The 20,105-nt window shown below is 63.0% G+C and carries 16 protein-coding genes; 5 read left to right on the top strand and 11 right to left on the bottom strand.

The genetic code is table 11. The features are described from left to right. Nucleotides 1-62: 62 nt before the first annotated feature. The 5 genes from ACV4UY_RS07825 to ACV4UY_RS07805 are packed head-to-tail and all read right to left on the bottom strand — an operon-like array spanning nt 63 to nt 7,668. Complete coding sequence (locus ACV4UY_RS07825) at nt 63-434, bottom strand: hypothetical protein (protein ID WP_491607042.1); 372 nt, start codon at nt 432-434, stop codon at nt 63-65. Nucleotides 435-442: 8 nt separating this feature from the next. After that, a complete protein-coding gene (locus tag ACV4UY_RS07820; RefSeq protein ID WP_491607041.1) occupies nt 443-991 on the bottom strand; it encodes a hypothetical protein in 549 nt (182 codons plus the stop codon). Further along, entirely contained in the window at nt 988-1,758 is a 771-nt protein-coding gene (locus ACV4UY_RS07815) for a hypothetical protein (RefSeq protein ID WP_491607040.1), read from the bottom strand. Before ACV4UY_RS07815 ends, ACV4UY_RS07820 begins: the two co-directional genes overlap by 4 nt. Continuing rightward, nucleotides 1,755-2,807: a hypothetical protein gene (locus tag ACV4UY_RS07810; RefSeq protein ID WP_491607039.1), complete on the bottom strand. Its 1,053-nt coding sequence runs from the start codon at nt 2,805-2,807 to the stop codon at nt 1,755-1,757. The genes ACV4UY_RS07815 and ACV4UY_RS07810 overlap by 4 nt, the downstream gene beginning before the upstream one ends. Next, nucleotides 2,785-7,668, bottom strand: a complete 4,884-nt coding sequence (locus ACV4UY_RS07805) for an invasin domain 3-containing protein (protein ID WP_491607038.1) — start codon at nt 7,666-7,668, stop codon at nt 2,785-2,787. The genes ACV4UY_RS07810 and ACV4UY_RS07805 overlap by 23 nt, the downstream gene beginning before the upstream one ends. Nucleotides 7,669-7,919: 251 nt before the next feature. On the opposite strand from ACV4UY_RS07805, the gene ACV4UY_RS07800 reads away from it, so the two are divergent. From ACV4UY_RS07800 to ACV4UY_RS07785, 4 genes are all read left to right on the top strand, one after another. Continuing rightward, nucleotides 7,920-9,221 (top strand): adenylosuccinate synthase, encoded by a 1,302-nt coding sequence (locus ACV4UY_RS07800; RefSeq protein ID WP_491607037.1) that lies wholly within the window; start codon nt 7,920-7,922, stop codon nt 9,219-9,221. A gap of 94 nt (nt 9,222-9,315) precedes the next feature. Then, on the top strand, nt 9,316-9,843 hold the full coding sequence (locus ACV4UY_RS07795) for an LEA/WHy family protein (RefSeq protein ID WP_491607036.1): 528 nt from the start codon (nt 9,316-9,318) through the stop codon (nt 9,841-9,843). Between the two features lie 118 nt (nt 9,844-9,961). Next, complete coding sequence (gene rlmD, locus ACV4UY_RS07790; RefSeq protein WP_491607035.1) at nt 9,962-11,455, top strand: 23S rRNA (uracil(1939)-C(5))-methyltransferase RlmD; 1,494 nt, start codon at nt 9,962-9,964, stop codon at nt 11,453-11,455. Between the two features lie 112 nt (nt 11,456-11,567). Further along, a complete protein-coding gene (locus ACV4UY_RS07785; RefSeq protein ID WP_491607034.1) occupies nt 11,568-12,398 on the top strand; it encodes a hypothetical protein in 831 nt (276 codons plus the stop codon). A 78-nt stretch (nt 12,399-12,476) separates the two neighbouring features. On the opposite strand, the gene ACV4UY_RS07780 is transcribed toward ACV4UY_RS07785, so the two are convergent. Then, the gene (locus ACV4UY_RS07780) at nt 12,477-13,316 is read right to left on the bottom strand and encodes a fused MFS/spermidine synthase (protein ID WP_491607033.1); all 840 of its coding nucleotides are present in this window, start codon (nt 13,314-13,316) and stop codon (nt 12,477-12,479) included. Nucleotides 13,317-13,394: 78 nt separating this feature from the next. After that, nucleotides 13,395-14,508, bottom strand: a protein-coding gene (prfB, locus tag ACV4UY_RS07775; protein WP_491607069.1) for a peptide chain release factor 2 whose coding sequence is annotated in 2 segments (ribosomal slippage) — nt 13,395-14,438 and nt 14,440-14,508 — 1,113 coding nt in all. Because the reading frame shifts where the segments join, the coding sequence is not laid out codon by codon here. Nucleotides 14,509-14,774: 266 nt separating this feature from the next. Here prfB and ACV4UY_RS07770 point away from each other — a divergent pair. Continuing rightward, on the top strand, nt 14,775-16,127 hold the full coding sequence (locus ACV4UY_RS07770) for a class II 3-deoxy-7-phosphoheptulonate synthase (RefSeq protein WP_491607032.1): 1,353 nt from the start codon (nt 14,775-14,777) through the stop codon (nt 16,125-16,127). A 227-nt stretch (nt 16,128-16,354) separates the two neighbouring features. Here the strand turns inward: ACV4UY_RS07770 and ACV4UY_RS07765 are convergent, their stop codons facing one another. From ACV4UY_RS07765 to ACV4UY_RS07750, 4 genes are all read right to left on the bottom strand, one after another. Further along, nucleotides 16,355-16,567 (bottom strand): hypothetical protein, encoded by a 213-nt coding sequence (locus ACV4UY_RS07765; RefSeq protein WP_420904484.1) that lies wholly within the window; start codon nt 16,565-16,567, stop codon nt 16,355-16,357. 56 nt (nt 16,568-16,623) lie between these two features. Beyond that, nucleotides 16,624-16,893, bottom strand: coding sequence for a hypothetical protein (locus tag ACV4UY_RS07760; protein WP_491607031.1), 270 nt, complete (start codon nt 16,891-16,893; stop codon nt 16,624-16,626). A 104-nt stretch (nt 16,894-16,997) separates the two neighbouring features. Beyond that, entirely contained in the window at nt 16,998-18,809 is a 1,812-nt protein-coding gene (locus ACV4UY_RS07755; RefSeq protein WP_491607030.1) for an O-linked N-acetylglucosamine transferase, SPINDLY family protein, read from the bottom strand. 8 nt (nt 18,810-18,817) lie between these two features. Next, nucleotides 18,818-19,900, bottom strand: a complete 1,083-nt coding sequence (locus ACV4UY_RS07750; RefSeq protein ID WP_491607029.1) for a TIGR03032 family protein — start codon at nt 19,898-19,900, stop codon at nt 18,818-18,820. Nucleotides 19,901-20,105: the final 205 nt, after the last annotated feature.

Raw genomic sequence — 20,105 nt, 5'->3', positions numbered from 1 at the left:
CGTGCAGGTTTGTGATGCCATACACAGGAATCACCAAACCACCTCTCAGGGAACGTGCAGGGCTATTCGGGCTTGCCGATCAACTCCGGCGAAAAGCTCAAGGTGTGCAGACGCAGCGAGACATACGAGGTGGGATAGTCGGCCACCACGAACTCCACATCATCCCAGAAGAGCTTCCAGGGAAGACGCTCCAGATCGCGCAGATGCCGCACCAAATCGAAATATTGACCGGAAAAGCGCATCTTGAGGGTGTGTTGATGGATCGAGCGCGCCTTGCCCTCTCCCTCGAGCAGGGTGACGGGCGGTTGCACCTCCAGGGAGATGAGCTTCAGACCGCTCTTGCCGGCCAGCATCCCTTGCAGCAGCTTGAGCGTGTCGGCGGGGGAGACCATGCCCCCGAGTCCGGTGCCCAACTGCTTGTCCAGGCTCTCCACCTCCCCTTTCAGCCGTGCGGATCGCGCAGATGCCGCACCAAATCGAAATATTGACCGGAAAAGCGCATCTTGAGGGTGTGTTGATGGATCGAGCGCGCCTTGCCCTCTCCCTCGAGCAGGGTGACGGGCGGTTGCACCTCCAGGGAGATGAGCTTCAGACCGCTCTTGCCGGCCAGCATCCCTTGCAGCAGCTTGAGCGTGTCGGCGGGGGAGACCATGCCCCCGAGTCCGGTGCCCAACTGCTTGTCCAGGCTCTCCACCTCCCCTTTCAGCCGTGCGATCCGCTCCCTGGCCAACTGATCCGGATGCTTGTCCTTGCGGGCCAGCACCTCCTGCTCGAGGGTGGCCATTTCTCGGATCCCCTTTTGCACCTGGGTACGCTGTTTTTCCAGATTGGCCCGCTCCCTGGTGAAGGGATCGAGGATCACCTGGGACCAGAGCGCGCCCAGGGCGATCAGCAGCAACACCAGCAACTGGATCCGCTCGCGCCGCGAAAACTTCTCCATGCGCGCCAGGCTCCCCTGCCACTGTTTCTTCAGATCATTCAGACCGCTCACGGCTTGGCACCCTTTTTGGAATCCGGGGGATCCCCGAGTGGAATGGCCAGGGGTCTGCTCATTTTCTTCATGCGCTCCTGATCCTCTTCCAGGGCCTTGCGGGTCTTCTCCATGATCTCCGGCTCCTTGCGCTCTTTCTTCTCCCAGAACCGATCCAATTCCCGATCGGAGCCGGTATGCGTCTGGAACCGCAACAGCTGGCTCTCCTCCCCGCCGGGCAGGATCCGCAGATGGGTGAAACGATACGCCGCAAACACCGGGCGACGCACGATCGCCTGAATCACCGCGGGAATGCTCTCCGGCTTGCTCCGCGCCGCGGCCCCCTCCAGCAGGATCTCCCGCCCGCCCTCGAAAATCCCGACACCGGTCAACCAGGCCCCATCCTGGGTGGTGGTGGCCATCTCCCGGAAGTAGCCGCCGAATCCCTTGTCGCTGCCCACCCGGCCATCCTGGAACATGGTGAGCATGCGACTCTTGAGATTTTTTTCCTGGTCGAGCCGCTCGGCCTCGTGGGCCAACGCCGGCTGGGGCTCCCGCAGAGGATAGAGCGCGGAGAGTTCGGTCACCCGACTGGTGATGCGCTCCCGCTCCTGTTCCAGCGCACGCAGCGCCCCCCGATCCATGGAGAGCCTCCACTGGACGAACAGCACCAATCCCAGGGTCAACACCATCAGAAGCAGCAGAAAGCGTCCGATCGTGCCCAGCGCCAAAGGATCGAAACGGGGGTGGAAGATCTCCTGATAAAAATTGACCTCCTGCCGGCTCATGCCTCCTCCCCACCTCTCTCCCGCATGGTGGCGCCGATGGCCGGCAGAAGCCGCGCCAGATCCGACTCGGCGACCCCTTCCGGACACTCCAGAATCTCGTTCACCGGCAAGGGTCGAATCCGCATCCCCAACCGCTCGGCCAGGGCCTGCCGGACCCCCTCGATGGGCACGGCCAGAGGCGCGATATGCAACGACGACGCCTGCCCCTGACCAAAGTGGCTTTCGAAATAATCCATGGTGCGCTGCGCCTCCAGGGCGATCCGATCCATGAACGGCGCCCGGGTCACCCCGCCGCCATCGTCATCCAGATTCTCAAGCAGGGTATCGAATCCGTTCTCGAAGCGCCGCGCCAGATAGAACTGACCACGCTTGATCATCATCACCATGCCGCTTTTCTTCTCCAGATGCAGCACCACCATGCCGTCGTGATCGTCGGGCAACCCCCGCGCCAGGTTGCGCAACGCCAACTCCGGGATATCCAGGGCCGTCAGATTCACCCCCGCACCCTGAAAGAGCCGCACCATGTCGCGCACCTCCGACTCCCTGGCCACGGCGACATAGATGCGTGTCGAATTGCCCGGCATCGCGAAGATCTCCACCACCGCCTGGGTGACCGGAAAGGGGATCTGATCCTTGATGCGCCATTTCATGGCCGCGTTCCACTCCTCGCGCGGCAAATCCGGTGCGTCGGCGGGAAAAAGCACGTAGGCGGAACGATCCAGCACGCCCACGAAACGGGCCTTTTCGAGTTTGCGGCTCTTGACGAGCCCCTGGGCCACCTTGGCGGCTGTCTGTCCCTTGGGGACCGGTGAGAAAACGCACACCTCGAGACGCGGCCTCTCCCCCTCCGGAAACAGCACATGCACCAACCCGACCCCTTCGGGAGAGGCGTGCAGCGCGGCCACCCCCTCGGCCTTCTTGCGGGGTCGCTTGAGGAACTTCTTGAAATCGACCGGCTCCCTCAACCCCTGCCAACCGTCGGGCACGCGGAGGGTCAAACGCTCCCGCACCCTGGCGAACCAGCCCTCAATAGACGGAGATACTGACATTGGTGTTCATTCCCGAGCAATAGATGCCTCCCGCATCGTCCGATCGACCGGCGCCGGTCACGACCGCGTAAAAAGTGGCCACGCCGTAAGCGTTGGTCAAGGTACTGCTCGAGGCTCCAGCGGTTCCAAACGTGGGGGTGCCAAAGGCATCGAACGTCACGGACTGCAGCGTGATCGTCACGGTCCCGGTACTGTTGCTGGCACTCGCACAACTGATCGATTCATTCGGCACCTGGATCGACCCATCATCCTCGGTGGTCACGGTGAAATATTGGGAGGTATTGCCGCCGATGCGCGTCGGCGACACGGTGACCTTGGCCGGCAAGAGCGCGGAATAGCAGAATTTCCCCCTGGTCGCCAGAGTGACGCCGCTGGCCCCGACATCGTTGATTTCATTGACTCCGGCCACGATCAACACCTGACCGGAGCGGTTCGGAAAGCGGGTATTCTCGACCGTGGTGGTGTTGTAGAGGCCGGTCAGTGCATTGTAGCCGAGACAACCGAGCTGGATGGTCTCCCGATTGGCCGGATAGGTGACCCGGATCGGCGCCACGCCTCCGGTGGTGGAGGTCACGCCGGTGGTCAACAGGGCCGGATCGCAACCGGTCTGGCCAGAGTAGCCGTGAATCGCACCGCCGCGCAGCGAAGCGCCCACGGTATAGCTCAAACCGCTCAGAGTCTGGGAGAAGTTCTGATGGGTGGTCAGGACAGTGGCGGACAAGGGGCTGGTGACGAAGCGGCGCCGATCCTGGGCGGAGTCGATCCGATCGAAGAGCACCTGATCCCCGGTTTGAATGGTGCGACCGATGCCGGAACTGTCGATCAACCGGCTGGTGTTGAAGCTGGCGGCGGCGTCGGTCAGATTGGGGGAGGATGCGTCGATGGCGCCGGTGGAGCTTTGGGCCAACACCGCGTCGATCAGGTTCAGGGAGATCACCGTGCCGTCCGGCACCGCATTGCCGTAGCGGTCGGTGACCAGTGCCGACCCCAGACGACAATAGACGCCGCCCCGGCCATAATCCTTCAAGTTGACCGCACCATCCTTGAACGCCTCGGAAATGGCCATGGCATGCGCCGGACCCGACGAGATGGCCACCAAAGAGGAGACCGCGCTGGCCAGCACCGTCACCCCATCGGTATCCAGCGCCTCGACCAGGAACTCCACCACGCCGGGACGCACCCCGGAGGTCAGGGTCACGTTCGCCGAACCGCCGCGCGAACGGATCAGAATCGCGTTCACGCTGTCCGTGCTCTTGCGGGTCTCCTCGTCGGTCTCCAGGGTGGCGCCTGTCTTGCGACCCATGCCGGCCACGGTCTCCCCGCCCTGAGGACGGGTTTTCAACGTGACGCGCAGATTGTTGACATGGACCGGATAGTTCAGGCCGGTGCTGCTTTCGTCCAGGGGATCCCCCACCGCGTCGCGCACCTGAATGGCGACGCCGACGGTTTCGCTCTTGCCCACCCCGCGCACGAAGATCTTCTGAGCGCCGGCGGTCATCTGGATCGAACTGGCCTTGCGATCGCTCGAACCGCTCACGCCACCCGACAGACCGATGCGAACGGTGTTGGAAAGCCCGCTGAACTCGTTCAGGGTCAACACCGCGTCGGTGTTGGTCGAGGCGGACACCAGGGTGAAACCGGCCCGACCGGAGACGGTGGTCGCGGTATTGGCCCCTTGAATGGCGCCGGCGGTGGTCAACAGGGTGACCCGCGTCCCATCCGCCACCGGATTGTCGTTGACATCGCGCAGCGACACCGTGACCGTGGCGGTGGACTTGCCGTCCGCGGGCAGGGTGCTGGGATTGACGGTGATCGACGAGTTGCTCGTGGTCGCGGCGCCCGGCGTGAACTGGATGGTTTTGGTGACGATCTTGCCGCCCAGGGTGGCGGTGAGCAGGGTCGTGGCGCTCACGCAGCGCGGGGTCAGAAACAGATTCACGGTCCCCGTGGCATCGGTGAGCCGCTCCACCGCGCTGGTCACCGTGGCGGTGGCGCCGCACAGATCGGTCTCACTGCCCAGCGTTCCCTCCGTGGTCGAAAGGCGCAGCAATCCGCCCATCAGGGGATTGTTGCCAGGTGTCTTGGCGGTGACGCGCACCAGGATATGGCTGGAGCCATCGGCCCGCACCGCATCGGCGCCCAGATCGATGCTCATGTCCCCGACCCGCGCGGCATCGATGCGGATTTTGGTTTCGCGCAGGGGGTCGGTCACCGAGGCCGTGCTGGCCAGGATGGTCCCGGATGGTTTGACGCTGGCGGCGATCAGAACATCGATCAAACCCTGGGCGCTGGCGTCGAAACCGGCCACCGGAAGCGTGCTCAACGTCACGGATTGCGTGACCAGAGCGCTCCGCTCGGCGGCGGAAATCACGATGGAATCACTGCCGGCGTCCGTGTCCAGGGTCGCGAGGAACCGTTGCAGGTTGATCGCCTTTTGCACCGCGTCGGAATCGGACGGGTTGACCAGATCGTGGACGTTGATGGTCTGGATGCCGGTGGTCGAGGCCGGAGTCATGGTGCCGAGCACCACCCCGCCCACCGAAAAGGTGACCGGCGAGAACACCGAACCGATGGTGAAGAACTGAAACCTGCCCTCGGAGTCGGTCTCCCCCTCCTGGATCACCCCGTTGAGTTCCGCCTTGTAGTGCAACCCCTGCACGATCGACCCCTGGAACACCCCCGGATAGGTGGGCAACGAAGCGGTCGGGGTGGCGCTGATCGTGACGCTGGTGGTCAGGTACGGGGCTTCGAGGATGGACAGATGGGCCACCCCGACACTGCCCGGAGCCACCAGGGTGAAGGTGGCCTGCCCGGAGAGGGTGGTTTTGCTCGCACCGCCGGAAATCGTTCCCAGATCCGTGGCCAAGGTCACGGTAGTGCCATCCGCGAGCGGATTGCCGTAGCCATCCTTGAGCATGGCGGTGATCTGGGAGGTGGATTTCCCGTCCGCCGACAGCGTGGAGGGATTGGCCACCAGCGATGAATTGACGTAGGAGAGGGGACCGGGAAGGAATTGAATCGTCTTGGCGATGTTCAGCCCACCCGCCATGGCGGTCACCTGGACCGGTCCGGATTGACACCCCGGCGTCAGGGTCACATAGGCGAAACCATCGGCCTGAATCAGTTTGTCCACCAGGCGCACCGGAGTCACGGATCCGGAACAGAGATTGCCTTCGGTACCCAACGAACCGCCGGTGGTCTCGATGCGGACCAGTGCGCCGGTGATCGAATCATCCGATTGCGCCGTGGCCTTGATCTGAATGCCGACCTTGCTGGCGCCATCCGCCACCACGCCGTCCGCTCCGGTGATGATCTCCAGCGAGACGATGCGCGTCAGATCGACCTGACGCTTGTAGGTGCGCAGGTTTTCGACCACCGCCGTGGTTTCGAGCAGAACGCTCCCGGCGGGCAGGGCATTGGCGGCGATCAACGTGTTGATCAAGGTCGTGGCGTTCGGGATGAACTGGGCGACCGGCAGCTCGGCCAGATTGATCGATGCACTCGCCAGGGCGCTCCGCGCCGAGGCCTTGATCAGGATCGTGGTCGGCGTCGCGGATGTGGAGATGGAACTCAAGAATCGTTGAATACCAATTGCCTTGTCCAGGGCATCCACCCCGTCGGCGGGCACAAGATCGTGCACGGTCACATAATAATAGCCGGAATACTTCGGCAAATTGATCGTGCCCAGCGTCACCCCGCCGATCGAAAAGGTGACCGGCGCCACGGTGGCGCCCTCCACCAGATACTGGAACTTCCCCTCGGAGTCGGTCTCCCCCTCCAGGACCGTGGAGCCGAGCTGGCTCTTGTAGTGGACCCCCACCAGGGTATAGCCCTGGAACACGCCGGTACGCCGGGTGGCGCTGTCCGGAACGGTCGTGGAAGTGAACTTCACCGTGGCCGAGGCGAGCATGCCGCCCAGCGAGGCGGTGACGGTCCCGGTTCCGCTCTGACAACCGGGCGTCAACAACAGGGTGACGGTGCCGCTGGTGTCGGTCATCCGCTCCACCTGGGTGGTGAGGGTGGTCGCGGAGGCGCACAGATCGGTCTCGCCTCCCAGACTGCCCAGCGTGGTGGTCACGGTGACCAGTCCGCCGCTCAACTCCTTGCCGTCGCTGGTTTTCGCCCTCACCTGAATCAGAAGACGGCTCTTGCCATCCGCCGGCACCGATTCGGCACCCGTGATCAGGGTGACGGAACCGACCCGCGCCGCATCGATCCGGGTTTTGGTCTCCTGGATGTGGCTGGTGACCGCGCTCTCGGGAACCAGGGTGGTGCCCGCCGACAGGGTGCCGTTGCTCACCAGCGTGTTGATCAAGGTGGTGGCGCGGGTGTCGAAATCGCTGCCGGTCAACTCGTTGAGCTTGACGCTCTCGGAAGCCAGCGCGGTGCGTGTGGCCGAGGAAACCCAGATGATGTCGGCGTTCGGAGAGGTGTCCACGCTGGCCAGAAACCGTTGCAGATTGGTCGCCTTGACCCGCGCCTCCCCATCCGAGGCGTTCACCAGGTCGAACACGCTCATGCTGTAGGAACCGGTGGTGATGGGCGTGAGGGTGCCCAGCACCACACCACCCACGGAAAAGGTCACCGGCGCGATGGTGGTGCCGTCGGAGAGATACTCGAAACGTCCCTGGGCATCGGTCTCCCCCTCCTTGACCACGGTGCCCAGCTGGGTCTTGTAGTGGACACCCACCACGGTCGAACCTTGAAACGTTCCGTAATAGGTGGTCGTCGCGGTGGTGGTCGTGGTGGTCGTACTCGTCGCGCTCGACGACTTGGAACCCGAACCACTGCCCCCGCCACCGCAGCCGGTCAGGATCATGCCCACAAGAGCGACACCAAGGATTCGCAAACCCATTTTCATCACGCCTTCATCCTCGCCAACCAGAATCAATCCGACACGGAGAACACCCGAAGAATCTTTGCAAAATTCAGACCGCAATCCCGATTCCGGAAAATATCGCCGCCTTGCCAGCGAGAAGATGCATTTTAACGCTGGCATCCGCGGGGATTTGATGGCATAGTCAAACGTTGGCAGACTGATCGAAACCCGACCGGTCCTTTTGGCTTGTCCCATTCCGCGTTAAGATTTTTTCATAAAGAGACCAACCGACCATGGCCAATGTCATCATCCTGGGCGCCCAATGGGGCGACGAGGGCAAGGGAAAGATCGTCGATCTTCTCACCGAACAGGCGGACGCCGTGGTCCGCTTTCAGGGCGGACACAACGCCGGGCACACCCTGGTGGTGGATGGCATCAAATATGTCCTGCATCTGATCCCCTCCGGCATCGTGCGCGGCAAAACCTGTCTGATCGGCAACGGCGTGGTGCTGGATCCCAGCGCCCTGATCGCCGAAATCGAGGAGTTGTCCCGTCAAGGGGTGACCATCACCGGCGCGGGCTTCAAGATCTCCGCCCTCACCCAACTCATCATGCCCTATCACCGCGAACTCGATCTGGCCCGTGAACGCCGCAAGGGCAAAGGCAAGATCGGCACCACGGGACGCGGCATCGGCCCGGCCTACGAAGACAAAATGGCCCGGCGCGGCATCCGCGTCGGCGATCTCTACAACCGGCAACTCTTCGAATCCAAGTTGCAGGACAATCTCGCCTACCACAACTTCGTGCTCGAAAACTTCCACAACGCCGCCACGTTCACCCTCGAGGCGATCCGCGACGACTACCTGCGCATGGCCGATCAACTGGCCCCGTTCATCGATGACGTCAGCCTGATCCTGGCCGATGCCATGGAAGCCGGTCAGTCGATCCTCTTCGAGGGCGCCCAGGGCACCATGCTCGATGTGGACCACGGCACCTACCCCTTCGTGACCTCCTCCTCGACCGTGGCCGGCGGGGCCTGCTCCGGCACCGGGGTCGGTCCCACCCGCATCGATTACGTGCTCGGCGTGGCCAAGGCCTACACCACCCGCGTGGGTGGCGGCCCTTTCCCCACCGAACTCCACGACGCCGTGGGCGAGCATCTTTTCAAGGTGGGTCACGAACTGGGGGCCAGCACCGGGCGCGCCCGGCGTTGCGGCTGGTTCGACGCCGTGGTGGTGCGCCACGCGGCGCGCATCAACGGCATCACCGGCCTGGCGCTGACCAAGCTCGACGTGCTCGATGGCCTGCCCACCCTCAAAATCTGCGTGGGCTATCAACGCAACGGTCAAAAACTCACCACCATGCCCTCGGATCCGGGCGTGCTCGAGGCGTGCGAGCCGATCTACGAGGAGATGCCCGGCTGGAACGATTCCACCTCGGGCATCGATCAGGTGGAACAACTCCCCAAGGCCGCCCGCGACTACATCGCCCGGCTGGAGCAACTGACCGGCATTCCCGCCGCCATCCTCTCCACCGGTCCGGATCGGGTGCAGACCATCATTCGCGACAACCCGTTCCAACGCGCCAACTCCTGACCCACCAGGTCGCCATCCCCATCACCCCGTCCGTCCGGTTCGGGGATGGCGACCTTCCGCATCCACGGTTGAATCAACCTCCTTCGAGGGCACGGTGGGCAAGGCTTTTTTCCAGATACGCGACCTCGTTCCCCGACTGCTGATCGCCATCGCCGTCGGATGGTGGCTCGCGGCGTGCTCCCCGCTGACGACACTGACCGGGGACAAACCCAAGCTGGAAAAACCCTCTTTAAGCGTCGTGGACGTGCAACCGGCGCGCAAAGGCAAACCCGCACTCCTGGAACCACGCCTGCGGGTACGGGTCAAGGTGGAAAATCCCAACCCGGTCGAGTTGCCCATCGGCGGCATCGAGTGTCGTCTCGAAATGCAGGGCATGGATTTCGCCACCGGCAGAACCACCGATTTCTTCGTCATCCCGGCCCATGGCTCCACCGAGTTCGACCTGGAGGTATCCACCGAACTCAACAAGGCGATGAAACAACTCTCCGCCCTGCTGCGCAAAAAGGAACTCTCCGCCGACTACCGGCTCAGCGGTCGCATCCACGTCGAAATCCCCTTCATCGGCGCCGTCCCCTTCGAAAAAAGCGGCACGTTGCAACGCGCGATCCGATGGGATGAGTAATCCCCCTTCCAACGCCCGGCAAAACACGGCACGTTGCAACGCGCGATCCGATGGGATGAGTAATCCCCCTTCCAACGCCCGACAAAACACGGCACGCCGCGACCCGCGATCCGGTGGCATGAACAACGCCCGGCAAAACACGGCACGCCGCGACCCGCGATCCGGTGGCATGAACAACGCCCGGCAAAACACGGCACGCCGCGACGTGCGATCCGGTGGTGGCATGGACAATCCCCCTTCCAACGCCCAGGAACCCGCCGATCGCGCAACGCCGCGCGACACCCCGTCGCGCGCTCCCGCCATCCGGTCGGAATCCCCCCTTGTGGAACTGCTGATCGAAAAGATCGTGCCGGGCGGCATGGGACTGACCCGCCTCCAAGGCCAGGTCGCCTTCGTGGCCGGGGTGATTCCCGGCGACCGCATCCTGGGACGCATCGTCGCCACCCATCGCCATCACCTGATCGTCCAACGGGAAAGCCTCCTGGAATCCGGTCCCGACGCCGTGGATCCAGGCTGCCCCCACGCGGAACGTTGCGGTGGATGTCAATTGCGACGCCTGGATCCCAGCCGACAAGACTCCCTGAAAAGCTCGTTCGTGGATGAGAGCCTGCGCCGCATCGCCCGCATCGATCCGGAAGGGATCATCCAGCCGCTCCTGCCCGCCGACCGGATCGATGGCTATCGCCGCCGGGCCAGGCTGCACACCCGCTGGAACGGTCAGGAACTGCTGCTGGGCTTCCATGCCCACGCCTCCCATGAGATCGTGGATCTGGTCACCTGCCCGGCTCTCGATCCCCGCCTGAACGCCCTGCTCGCTCCGCTGCGCCACCTCGGTGCCTCCCTGCGCGCCCGTGACTCCCTCACCGCCTTCGAACCGGTCCGCGGCGATCAAACGGTCGGACTGATCATCGCGCTATCCCGTCCCCCCTCGGCTGCCGATAAGGAGTCCATGCGCGCGTTCGCTCGCCAACAAGGGCTCCGGCAACTCTGGATCCGCGTGGGTGGCGCCGCCCCCGCTCCCCTGACGCGAGACGAGCCCCTCGCCTATCGGGTCGGAGGATGCACGATTCGTTTCGAGGCGGATGACTTCGTGCAAGGTCACGCCGAGCAAAACAAACGGCTGGTGGAGCTGGCACTGGAGTTGGCCGGAGAAGGTGAACGGGCCTGGGATCTCTTCTGCGGGATCGGCAACTTCACCATTCCCCTGGCCGGACGGTTCGACACGGTGCTGGCCGCCGACCTGCTGCCCGGTTCCCTGCGCCGCTGTGTCGAAAATGGTCGCCTGGCCGGCCTGGAAACGCGCATCCAGACCCGCCGCGTGGACCTGTTCCGCGACGAGGGGGGAGCCACCCTCCCCTGGGATGATGCCGCGCCGGAGGTGATTCTTCTGGACCCGCCCCGCAACGGCGCGGAAAGTGTCTGCCGTCGGGCCGCCGTGACGAAAACGGCACGATTGGTGTATATCTCGTGCGATCCGGCCACCTTTGCCCGCGACGCGGCCACCCTGATCGCCGGCGGATATGGCCTGGAACGGGTTCAACCCATCGACCTGTTCCCGCACACCCGCCATGTGGAGCTGATCGCCCGCTTCACGCGCATGACGGATGGATGAATGAACATTTATGTGAGAGAATCGATTGTACATCTTGAATATTTATTGTTAGAATCATGGTCAATACCGATATGAATACATCAGAGCACCAGTTGGCGACGGGGATGGGACCATGACCGATCTTCCAGGCAAACGCGCGATGCTGGAAAAACAGGCGCAGCGCGCACAACAGACCAAGGCCGCCGAAGAGGCGGAAAAAACGGCGCGCGCTGCCCAGGCAAGCGGACAGGCCGTCGTCGGGGCCCCGCCAACCCCAACGCAGTTGGACGCCATGCAGGATCAGTTGAAGGCCGAGGAGAACATCATCCTGGCCGGCAAGCTGGAGCAGCAACGCAAGAAACGCGAGCAGGAGCTGCAACGCGGCAAACCCAAGACCATCGAGAAGGTCAATGTCGAAGATCTGAAGTTCACCCGCGAGGAGCGCAAGGTCGAGTTGCCGGAGCGCATTCGCAGGCTGCCCAAGGATCATCCGGTGCGGCTGATGTATGAAAAGGGGTTCAAGGAGAAGGGGATCCGCCTGCCCAGTTCGTCCTACGCCGTGGACACCGACAACGCTCTGGACATCAAGGACACCATCCAGACCGTGGTCAAGCCGGCGCTGGCGATCGTGGTGATCATCCTGATCTTTTTTGGTCTCTGGAAGGGTGCCCAGAACTATCAGAGTGGTGCCGCCGAGACTCGCCAGGAGATCATGGCGCTGTTGCGGGAAAAACAGTACACCCCGGACCATCCACGCCTGAAAAAGGAGTTTCGCGAGCTTTACTGGAGCAACTGGTTGCCGGATCTACAAAAGTTGTTGCGCATGATTCAGTCCATGGGGATCAATCCCGACGCACTGACCGCCAATCCGGAGTCGGGGAGTTATCTGGAGTACATCAAACGGCACAATCTGCCGTTCAACCAGACCGACGCCCTGGAGTGGTATTCGCGCGAGATTCGATAAACGCTTTAGAACCCCCGGATGCCCCCGGTGGCGGCATGGGCATCGGAGGGCAAACGAACCTCCCCCGGGTGGCGGCAATCATCCGGGGGCCAAACCCAGCCAGCGTCGCCAGGGGGCGTATTTTTCCAGCCGCCCCATCTCCTCGAGATAGGTCGAAAAATTCATGCCCAGGCGGGTCTCCAGCAACCGGGCCCGTCCGGCCAGACTCCGGCGACCCTCCCATTCCGGAACACCCGGTCCGGCGAACAGAATCTCGTTGCTGAATCCGGGAACCGAAAGCCCCAGCGTCGCGCGCGGAAACCGCCGGATCAGACCCGCCGTCACCCCCTGGAACAGAGGCTGCTCGCTGCGCAACACGTTGATGGTCAACACGCCGCGCGCGCTCAACCGCTCCCTCGCGATCTCGAACATCGGCTCGGCATACACCCCGCGCGCCGCCCCGTGTTGATCGAAGGCATCCAGCAGGATCAGATCCCATGTCGAAAACCGTTCCAGATCCAGAAACCGGGCTCCATCCGCGCAGATCACGTTGAGCCGCGCGTCGCTGGGCAGATGGAAATACCGACGCGCCACCACGGGCAGGATGGGATCGTTTTCCACCACATCCATCCGGCAGGCGGGAAAGTGATGCAGGAGAAACTTGGCCAGGGATCCGCCGCCCAACCCGACCATCAACACCCGGAACGGTTCGTCGCGCGCCGCGGCCTCCAGAAACAGCAAACCAGCCATCATGCGCCGGGTGTAACGGAGCATCAGTCGGTTCGGATCGTCGATGGCCATGCGGCTCTGGGTGAGGTGGCTGTCGAAGGCCAACAGACGGGAGTGATCGTCCTGGAGCACCTCGATCATCCGACCGGCGTGCTCGCGTCGATACAACACCCGCATTTCGGGTTCCAGAAGATCGCGACTGGCGCCCATGTCGATGGTTGGTTACCCGAAGGCTGGCGTGAGCCGAGGCGATCCCGCGCTTGGGACCGCCTCGGGAGGGAGGTGGAGTCAGGCTGCGGCCCCTTCTCCGATCCTCTGGGAGAGGGCGGCCTTGATGAAATCGTCCAGATCGCCGTCGAGCACCGCATCCGCGGCCCCCTTTTCGACGCCGGTACGCAGATCCTTGACCATGCGGTAGGGATGGAGCACATAGGAGCGGATCTGGCGACCCCAGCCGATTTCGCTCTTGGCGTCGTTGATCTGTTTGTTCTCGTCGGCGCGTTTGTCGAGTTCGAGCTGATAGAGACGGGCCTTGAGCATGCCCATGGCCTCATCCTTGTTGCGATGTTGCGAGCGACCGTTCTGACACTGCACCACGATGCCGGTGGGGTTGTGGGTGATGCGCACCGCCGAGCTGGTTTTGTTGACGTGCTGCCCCCCCGCGCCGGAGGCGCGATAGGTGTCGATGCGCAGATCCTTCTCCTCGATGGCGATCTCGATGGTGTCGTCGATCTCGGGATAGACATAGACCGAGGTAAACGAGGTATGGCGTCGCGCCGAGGCGTCGAACGGGCTGATGCGCACCAGACGGTGGACACCGCTTTCGGTTTTCAGGTGACCGTAGGCGAACTCCCCCTCGATGCGCAGGGAGACCGACTTGCAACCCGCCTCGTCGCCGGGCTGATAGTCGTTCATTTCCACCTTGAAGCCGTGGGATTCGCACCAGCGCAGATACATGCGCAGCAGCATCTCGGCCCAGTCCTGGGACTCGGTGCCCCCGGCGCCGGGATGGATCTCCAGGAAGGCGTTGTTGATGTCGGCCTCGCCCGACAGCATGCGCGCCAACTCGAGCGCCTCGACGCGCGCGAGCATGGCCACCGCCTGGTTTGTCACGTCGGCCAGGAGATCCTCTTCCCGCTCCTCCACGGCCATGGCGTGCAACTCCCGGGCATCCCGCAACTCCTGGACCAGATGGTCCCATTCGCCGATGGTCTTTTCCAGGAGGCTTTTTTCACGCATCACCTCGCGGGCCCGATCGGGCTGATTCCACAGCGCGGGATCCTCGGTAAAGGAGATCAGCTCCTCCAGCCGTTTCTTGCCGTGATCGTAGTTAAAGATGCCCCCTCAGGAGATCGAGTTTCTCCTGGATGGCATCGAAATGGCGTTGAACGTTTTCTTCCATGGTGGTGCGACGAAACTCCTCGACAAGGTTGCCCCCAATCAAATCGCTCCATTCTAGCCCATCTCATACCGGTTCGTCACCCTTTAAGTTCAAGGTGCGCCGAAAAACGGTCCATCACCCCCCCGCATGGGAACCATCCACAAACAAAACCGATCCAAATCATCATTCTCCCTGTATCCGGGAGCGATTCTACGCTAAACTCTTCGTTTTCCGTTTTGAATCGGCTCTCATGGCCAATAAAAATCTCAAAGCAAGGAATCATCACCGTGTCCGACTGGCATCCCTACTCCTGGAGAACCTTTCCCGTCCTCCAACAGCCCGATTGGCCCAGCCCCGAAGCCCTGGCGGCCACCTGCGAAAACCTCACCCGCTATCCGCCCCTGGTCTTCGCCGGCGAAGTGCGCTCCCTGAAAGATCACCTGGCCAAGGTCGCGCGCGGCGAAGCCTTTCTGCTGCAAGGCGGCGATTGCGCCGAATCCTTCAACGACTTCACCGCCAACTCCATCCGCGACAAACTCCGGGTGCTGTTGCAAATGGCGGTCATCCTCACCCACGGCATCGCCAAACCGGTGATCAAGGTGGGACGCATCGCCGGCCAGTTCGCCAAACCCCGCTCCAGCCCCATGGAAACGCAAAACGGCGTCTCCCTGCCGAGCTTCCGCGGCGAATCGGTCAACGATCCGGCCTTCACCGAAGAGGCCCGCGTCCCGGATCCGTTGCGTCTGGAACGGGCCTATTTCCAGTCCGCCAGCACCCTCAACCTGTTGCGCGCCTTCACCCACGGCGGTTTCGCCAACCTGCACCGTGTCCACACCTGGAACCAGGACTTCGTGGCCAACAGCCCGCAAGGCCAACGCTACGCCCACCTGGCCGACGAGTTGACCAACACCCTCGACTTCATGCGCGCCATCGGCCTGAACTCCATGAACAGCCCGATGCTCAAGGAGGTCGAATACTTCACCAGCCACGAGGCCCTGCTGCTCGAATACGAAGCATCCCTCACCCGTCAGGACTCCCTGACCGGAGATTACTACGACTGTTCGGCCCACATGATCTGGATCGGCGAGCGCACCCGGCAGCCGGATGGCGCCCATGTCGAGTTTCTGCGCGGGGTGAAAAATCCGTTGGGGGTCAAGATCGGTCCCAAGGCATCGGTGGACGATCTGTTGCGCCTGTGCGACAAGCTCAGCCCGGACAACGAACCGGGTCGCCTCACCTTCATCGGGCGCTTCGGCCACGATCAGATCGCCAAGACCTTCCCGCCCCTGGTGCAGGGCATCATCAAGGAGGGGCGCACCATCGTCTGGAGCTGCGATCCGATGCACGGCAACACCTACTCGGCCCCGAGCGGACACAAAACCCGCGCGCTGGATCATATCGTCGGGGAGTTGCGGCAGTTCTTCGAAATCCTTCAGGCCGAAAACGTCTGGCCCGGCGGGGTCCATTTCGAATTGACCGGGGACAACGTGACCGAATGCGTGGGCGGCTCCCACGACATCCGCGAAGAGCATCTGATCGAACGCTACGAAACCACCTGCGATCCGCGCCTCAACGCGGCCCAGAGTCTGGATGTCGCGTTTCTGGTTGCCGAGGCGTTGCGTTCGTTTCAGTCCAAATAACGTGCGGGATGGGGGGAGCACCCCTCCCCCCGACCGCGAACCTTCCTTGCCGCGACTCCACGGCAATCGACCAGCCAACCCGACCCGCGACGACCGGACGCAAACACCTGCCCCCCTTGGGGAACAACGGTCCGTTCACCGGCGTCGCGCAGATCGTCACGACTCGTTCCCGGCCATGGAGCAATCCATGGGGCACAACGATCCGTTCACCGGCGTCGCGCAGATCGTCACGACTCGTTCCCGGCCATGGAGCAATCCATGTGGATCCAGCCGGTAAAACCGGTCATGCCGCTGATCCCCAGCCCCAATCCGAACGACCAATCCCGCGCGGCGGTCTCCGGCACGCTGCCACGCCGGATCGTGCGACGCGCGAAACCGCGCGCGATCAAACCATTGCCAAACGGTCCCTTGCCGGTGGGACGCATCTCGATCGTGGTCATTGCTTTTCTCCAGGTTGCTTGTCTGTATTGAGTGATCGTGTACGATGGGGTGCCGATCATCCATGGGATGACCAGATCGCGATCGCCAGCAGCGCAATGAGAATCAGGCTCGTGGCGATCAACCCCCAGAACATCAGCCCGGACAGATCCCGTTCCAACGCGTCGGCGCGATGCTCGACAGGAAACGTGGGTTCTCCGCGACTTTCCATCCTCATTCCTGACCCTCGAAAGATCGGGTTCTTCATGAACTGGCGGCGCGTTGTTTCGATCGCGCCAGTCGCATCATTGGCAGGCAGGTTAATGACATGCAAACCATCTGCCAACATGCATTAACCGGGTGAGTCAGGTTGTCGCGCGAGAATTATCAGGAAAAATCAAACGAATGAAACAGGCTTGGACCGGACGTGTCCATCCTTGTGCCGTTCATTCGTCACCGGGCGTCAAAAGCCACCTCACCGTTCGGACCGACACGCAGCGGCGCGGGCGTCAAGCCGGCGGCGTGGCGGGCCTGGATGGCCAGGAAAGCGCTCTCCAGCTTGCGGGCGAAGGCCGCGCCCGAAAAAAGTTCGGCCCCGGATACCGCGTGACGCAAGCGGGCGCGCGCCTGCTCCCGCATCTCCCGATCCAGGGCCAGCTCCAGGGCGATCCGCCCGTACTGACGCAGATCGGCGGCGATCCACTCCGGAAACCCCAAGGCGGTGAGCAGACTGGCCCCGACCCGACCGGCAAAGGTGGTGCCGCGCAGGGTGACCACCGGGCAGCCGGCCCACAGGGCATCGCTGGCGGTGGTGTGGGCGTTGCAGGGCAAGGTATCCAGGAACAGGTCGGCCAGGCGGTAACGGGCCAGATGTTGGGCATGGGGCAGCGGGGGTGCGAAGATCAACCGGCCCGGATCCATGCCGATGCGGGCGACCATGCCGCGCACATGGCGTTGCGCCTCGGCATTGAAGGCCAAAAGCCACAGACAGCTCCCCGGTACGGTGCGCAGCAGTTCCAGCCAGAGCCCGAAAAAGTCCGGGGTGATCTTGACCGTCTGGTTGAAGCAGCAGAAGACCACCCCTTCTTCCGGCAGACCGTGGGCGCGGCGTGTGTCAATCGTTGCATCGATGCGGCGCTGACTGTCGTTGACCTGATAGCTTCCGGCCAGCCAGATCGGTTGTTCGGCGAAGAACGGGCGGTGGTGTTCGGGCAGAACCACCTGGTCTGCCACCACGTAATCGATGAAATCCCCGCCCATGGTGCCCGGATAGCCGAGATAGGCCACCTGGAGCGGGGCCGGACGCAACGCCATGACGCAGGGACGGGCATCGCGGGTATAGCCCTTGAGATCCACCAGGATGTCGATCCGGTCGTCCGCGATCCGTTGGGCGAGGGTGGCGTCATCGAGGGTGGCGCCGTCGCGGAAGGTTTCGATGTTGTTCATCAGGTCGCGCCGGACCACCGAACCATCGTCCGGACCATACGAATAGCCGAAGATCCGGAACCGGGTCCGGTCGTGGGAGGCGAAGAGTTCACGGGCCAGCACCGCGGTGGCGTGCTGGTGAAAATCCCCGGAGAGATACCCCACCCGAATGCGCCGCTCCCCAGCCTCGACCCGCATTGTACGGCGCACCGGCGGCATGGCGCGGGTCTGTTCGACGACGCGAGCGGCGAAACGGTCCGCGCAGCGTCGCATCTCCCCCGGGTCCCGACAGAAGAAGAGAAACGAAAAGGGATTGATCTCGGCCTGATCGCGGCGCATCTGTTCGACCAGCCGCATGATCAGCGGATCGAGTTCCGACCAGTCGCACGCCTGTTGTTTCTGATGGATCAGGTGCATCAACGCCTGGGTATGCTCGGGGTTGGCCTCGAGCGCGCGACGAAGGGCATGGATCGCCTCGTGGACCACCCCCAGACGCACCAGGGCGATGCCGAGGTTGGTCCAGGCCAGATGGTGGGTGGGATCGATCTCCACGCAGCGCCGGTAGGCCTCCACCGAGGCGGAAAAATCGCGCCGGTCCGAAAGAATGATGCCGAGATGGTTCCATGCCTCGGCGTGATGGGGTGCGAGACGGATGGCGCGTCGGCAGATGGTTTCAGCCTCGGCGTGGCGACGGAGTTGATTCAGGGCGATGGCCAGGTTGGCGAGCACCCTGGCATCGTGCGGATTTTCGGCGAGCAGCCGTTGGTAGGCATCCACCGCCTGTTCCAGCCGCCCGGCCCGATGGTGGAACAGGGCGACTTGCAAGAGCGTCGCGGCCATGCGCGGTTTCAGGCGCGCATGAGATCGGGGTTCAGGTCCGCCACCTTGAGAATGTGGTGGATCTCGCGGCTGCGGAACCCCAGGGCCATGGGGCGCGTCTGGTTGGAGACCGCCACCACATCATAAAGTTCGTCCACCACCCCTTCGACGGTCAGGGTATGGGTGGCGGCACCGCTCTTGAGATCCACGATCTGGATGCCGCAACGGGGTGCGACTTCTTCTCGTTCCAGGCGGGCATGGAACGGCAGATCGCTGAAAGAACGGTTTTCGCGTGCCTTGGACATGCCCACCACCGCGTAGTTGCCGACCAGGGAGAGTCCGCGCAGAAAGCCGGGGCAGAACGCCACCGGTTCGAAGCGTTCGCTTTTGGTGTCCACGAAGCCCAACTCGCCGCTTCCAGCGTTCAGCAGCCACACCTTGCCCTGATGGACGCGGGGAGAATGGGGCATGGAGAGTCCGGTACAGATCACCTCGTCGTTCCACATATCCATCACCACCCCGCCGCCGACGCGGTGTTCGCGCCACCCTTCCACCACGTCGGTACGACTGACCATGGTGACGTAGCGCGGGCGTCCCTGATCGAGGGCCAGGCCGTTGATGTGGCAGCGGTCTTCGGCCACCAGTCGGGAAATGAACGGTGGTTTCCAGATCGGCACGAAGCTGTCGTTCTCGCCGGTGGTGGCCACGCAGTTGAACAGGGTCACCACGAAAACCGCCCGTCCATCCGGCAGAATGGCGATGTCGTGGATATCCACATCCCCGGTGGTATGGCCGGTCATGGGCACGTAGAGGGCGTCGTGTCCGTCGTGGGTCTGGCCCGTTTCGAGGATATCCGTGAAGCGCCAGAGTTGAAACCGCGAGGCGAGCCACAGGGTTCGTCCCCGTTGGGCCACCCCCATGCAGCGGTCGAAGGTACGTTCGAATACCGACATCGAGCCATCGGGTTTCAAACCAATGAAAAAAATCTTGCTCGCCTGATAGGTGGTAAAGATCAGGCTGACCCGTTCCTGTTCCAGCCAGCGGGTGAACAGGCGTGAGCCATCGATGCGCAGGATCGGTTCCGGGGTGGTGGATGGGTTAGGTTCTTCCATGATGGGATCCCAAGTTGAACAAACTGTCGGGGTCCCAGGGCAACGCCCTGGGACTTTGATGTTGACTTTCGCGCGCTTTTCACGATAAGCGATTTTTGCGAAAAATCTCGCAAGCGCGCGGGTCTCATGTGCCGCGCTTCGTTGCCGGTTTGGGGCAACGAAGCGCGGCGGATTGCTCACCGTCCGATAGCCGCCTCCAGCGGCC

This window comes from Candidatus Magnetaquiglobus sp., from assembly GCF_058402785.1.
This window is presented reverse-complemented; position numbering and strand designations above follow the sequence as displayed.

Coding starts and splice junctions, on each gene's coding strand:
- ACV4UY_RS07815 (WP_491607040.1), bottom strand. CDS start 1,758: ATGAGCCGGCAGGAGGTCAATTTTTATCAGGAGATCTTCCACCCCCGT.
- ACV4UY_RS07810 (WP_491607039.1), bottom strand. CDS start 2,807: ATGTCAGTATCTCCGTCTATTGAGGGCTGGTTCGCCAGGGTGCGGGAG.
- ACV4UY_RS07805 (WP_491607038.1), bottom strand. CDS start 7,668: ATGAAAATGGGTTTGCGAATCCTTGGTGTCGCTCTTGTGGGCATGATC.
- ACV4UY_RS07800 (WP_491607037.1), top strand. CDS start 7,920: ATGGCCAATGTCATCATCCTGGGCGCCCAATGGGGCGACGAGGGCAAG.
- rlmD (WP_491607035.1), top strand. CDS start 9,962: ATGAACAACGCCCGGCAAAACACGGCACGCCGCGACCCGCGATCCGGT.
- ACV4UY_RS07785 (WP_491607034.1), top strand. CDS start 11,568: ATGACCGATCTTCCAGGCAAACGCGCGATGCTGGAAAAACAGGCGCAG.
- ACV4UY_RS07780 (WP_491607033.1), bottom strand. CDS start 13,316: ATGGGCGCCAGTCGCGATCTTCTGGAACCCGAAATGCGGGTGTTGTAT.
- ACV4UY_RS07765 (WP_420904484.1), bottom strand. CDS start 16,567: ATGACCACGATCGAGATGCGTCCCACCGGCAAGGGACCGTTTGGCAAT.
- ACV4UY_RS07760 (WP_491607031.1), bottom strand. CDS start 16,893: ATGTTGGCAGATGGTTTGCATGTCATTAACCTGCCTGCCAATGATGCG.
- ACV4UY_RS07755 (WP_491607030.1), bottom strand. CDS start 18,809: ATGGCCGCGACGCTCTTGCAAGTCGCCCTGTTCCACCATCGGGCCGGG.
- ACV4UY_RS07750 (WP_491607029.1), bottom strand. CDS start 19,900: ATGGAAGAACCTAACCCATCCACCACCCCGGAACCGATCCTGCGCATC.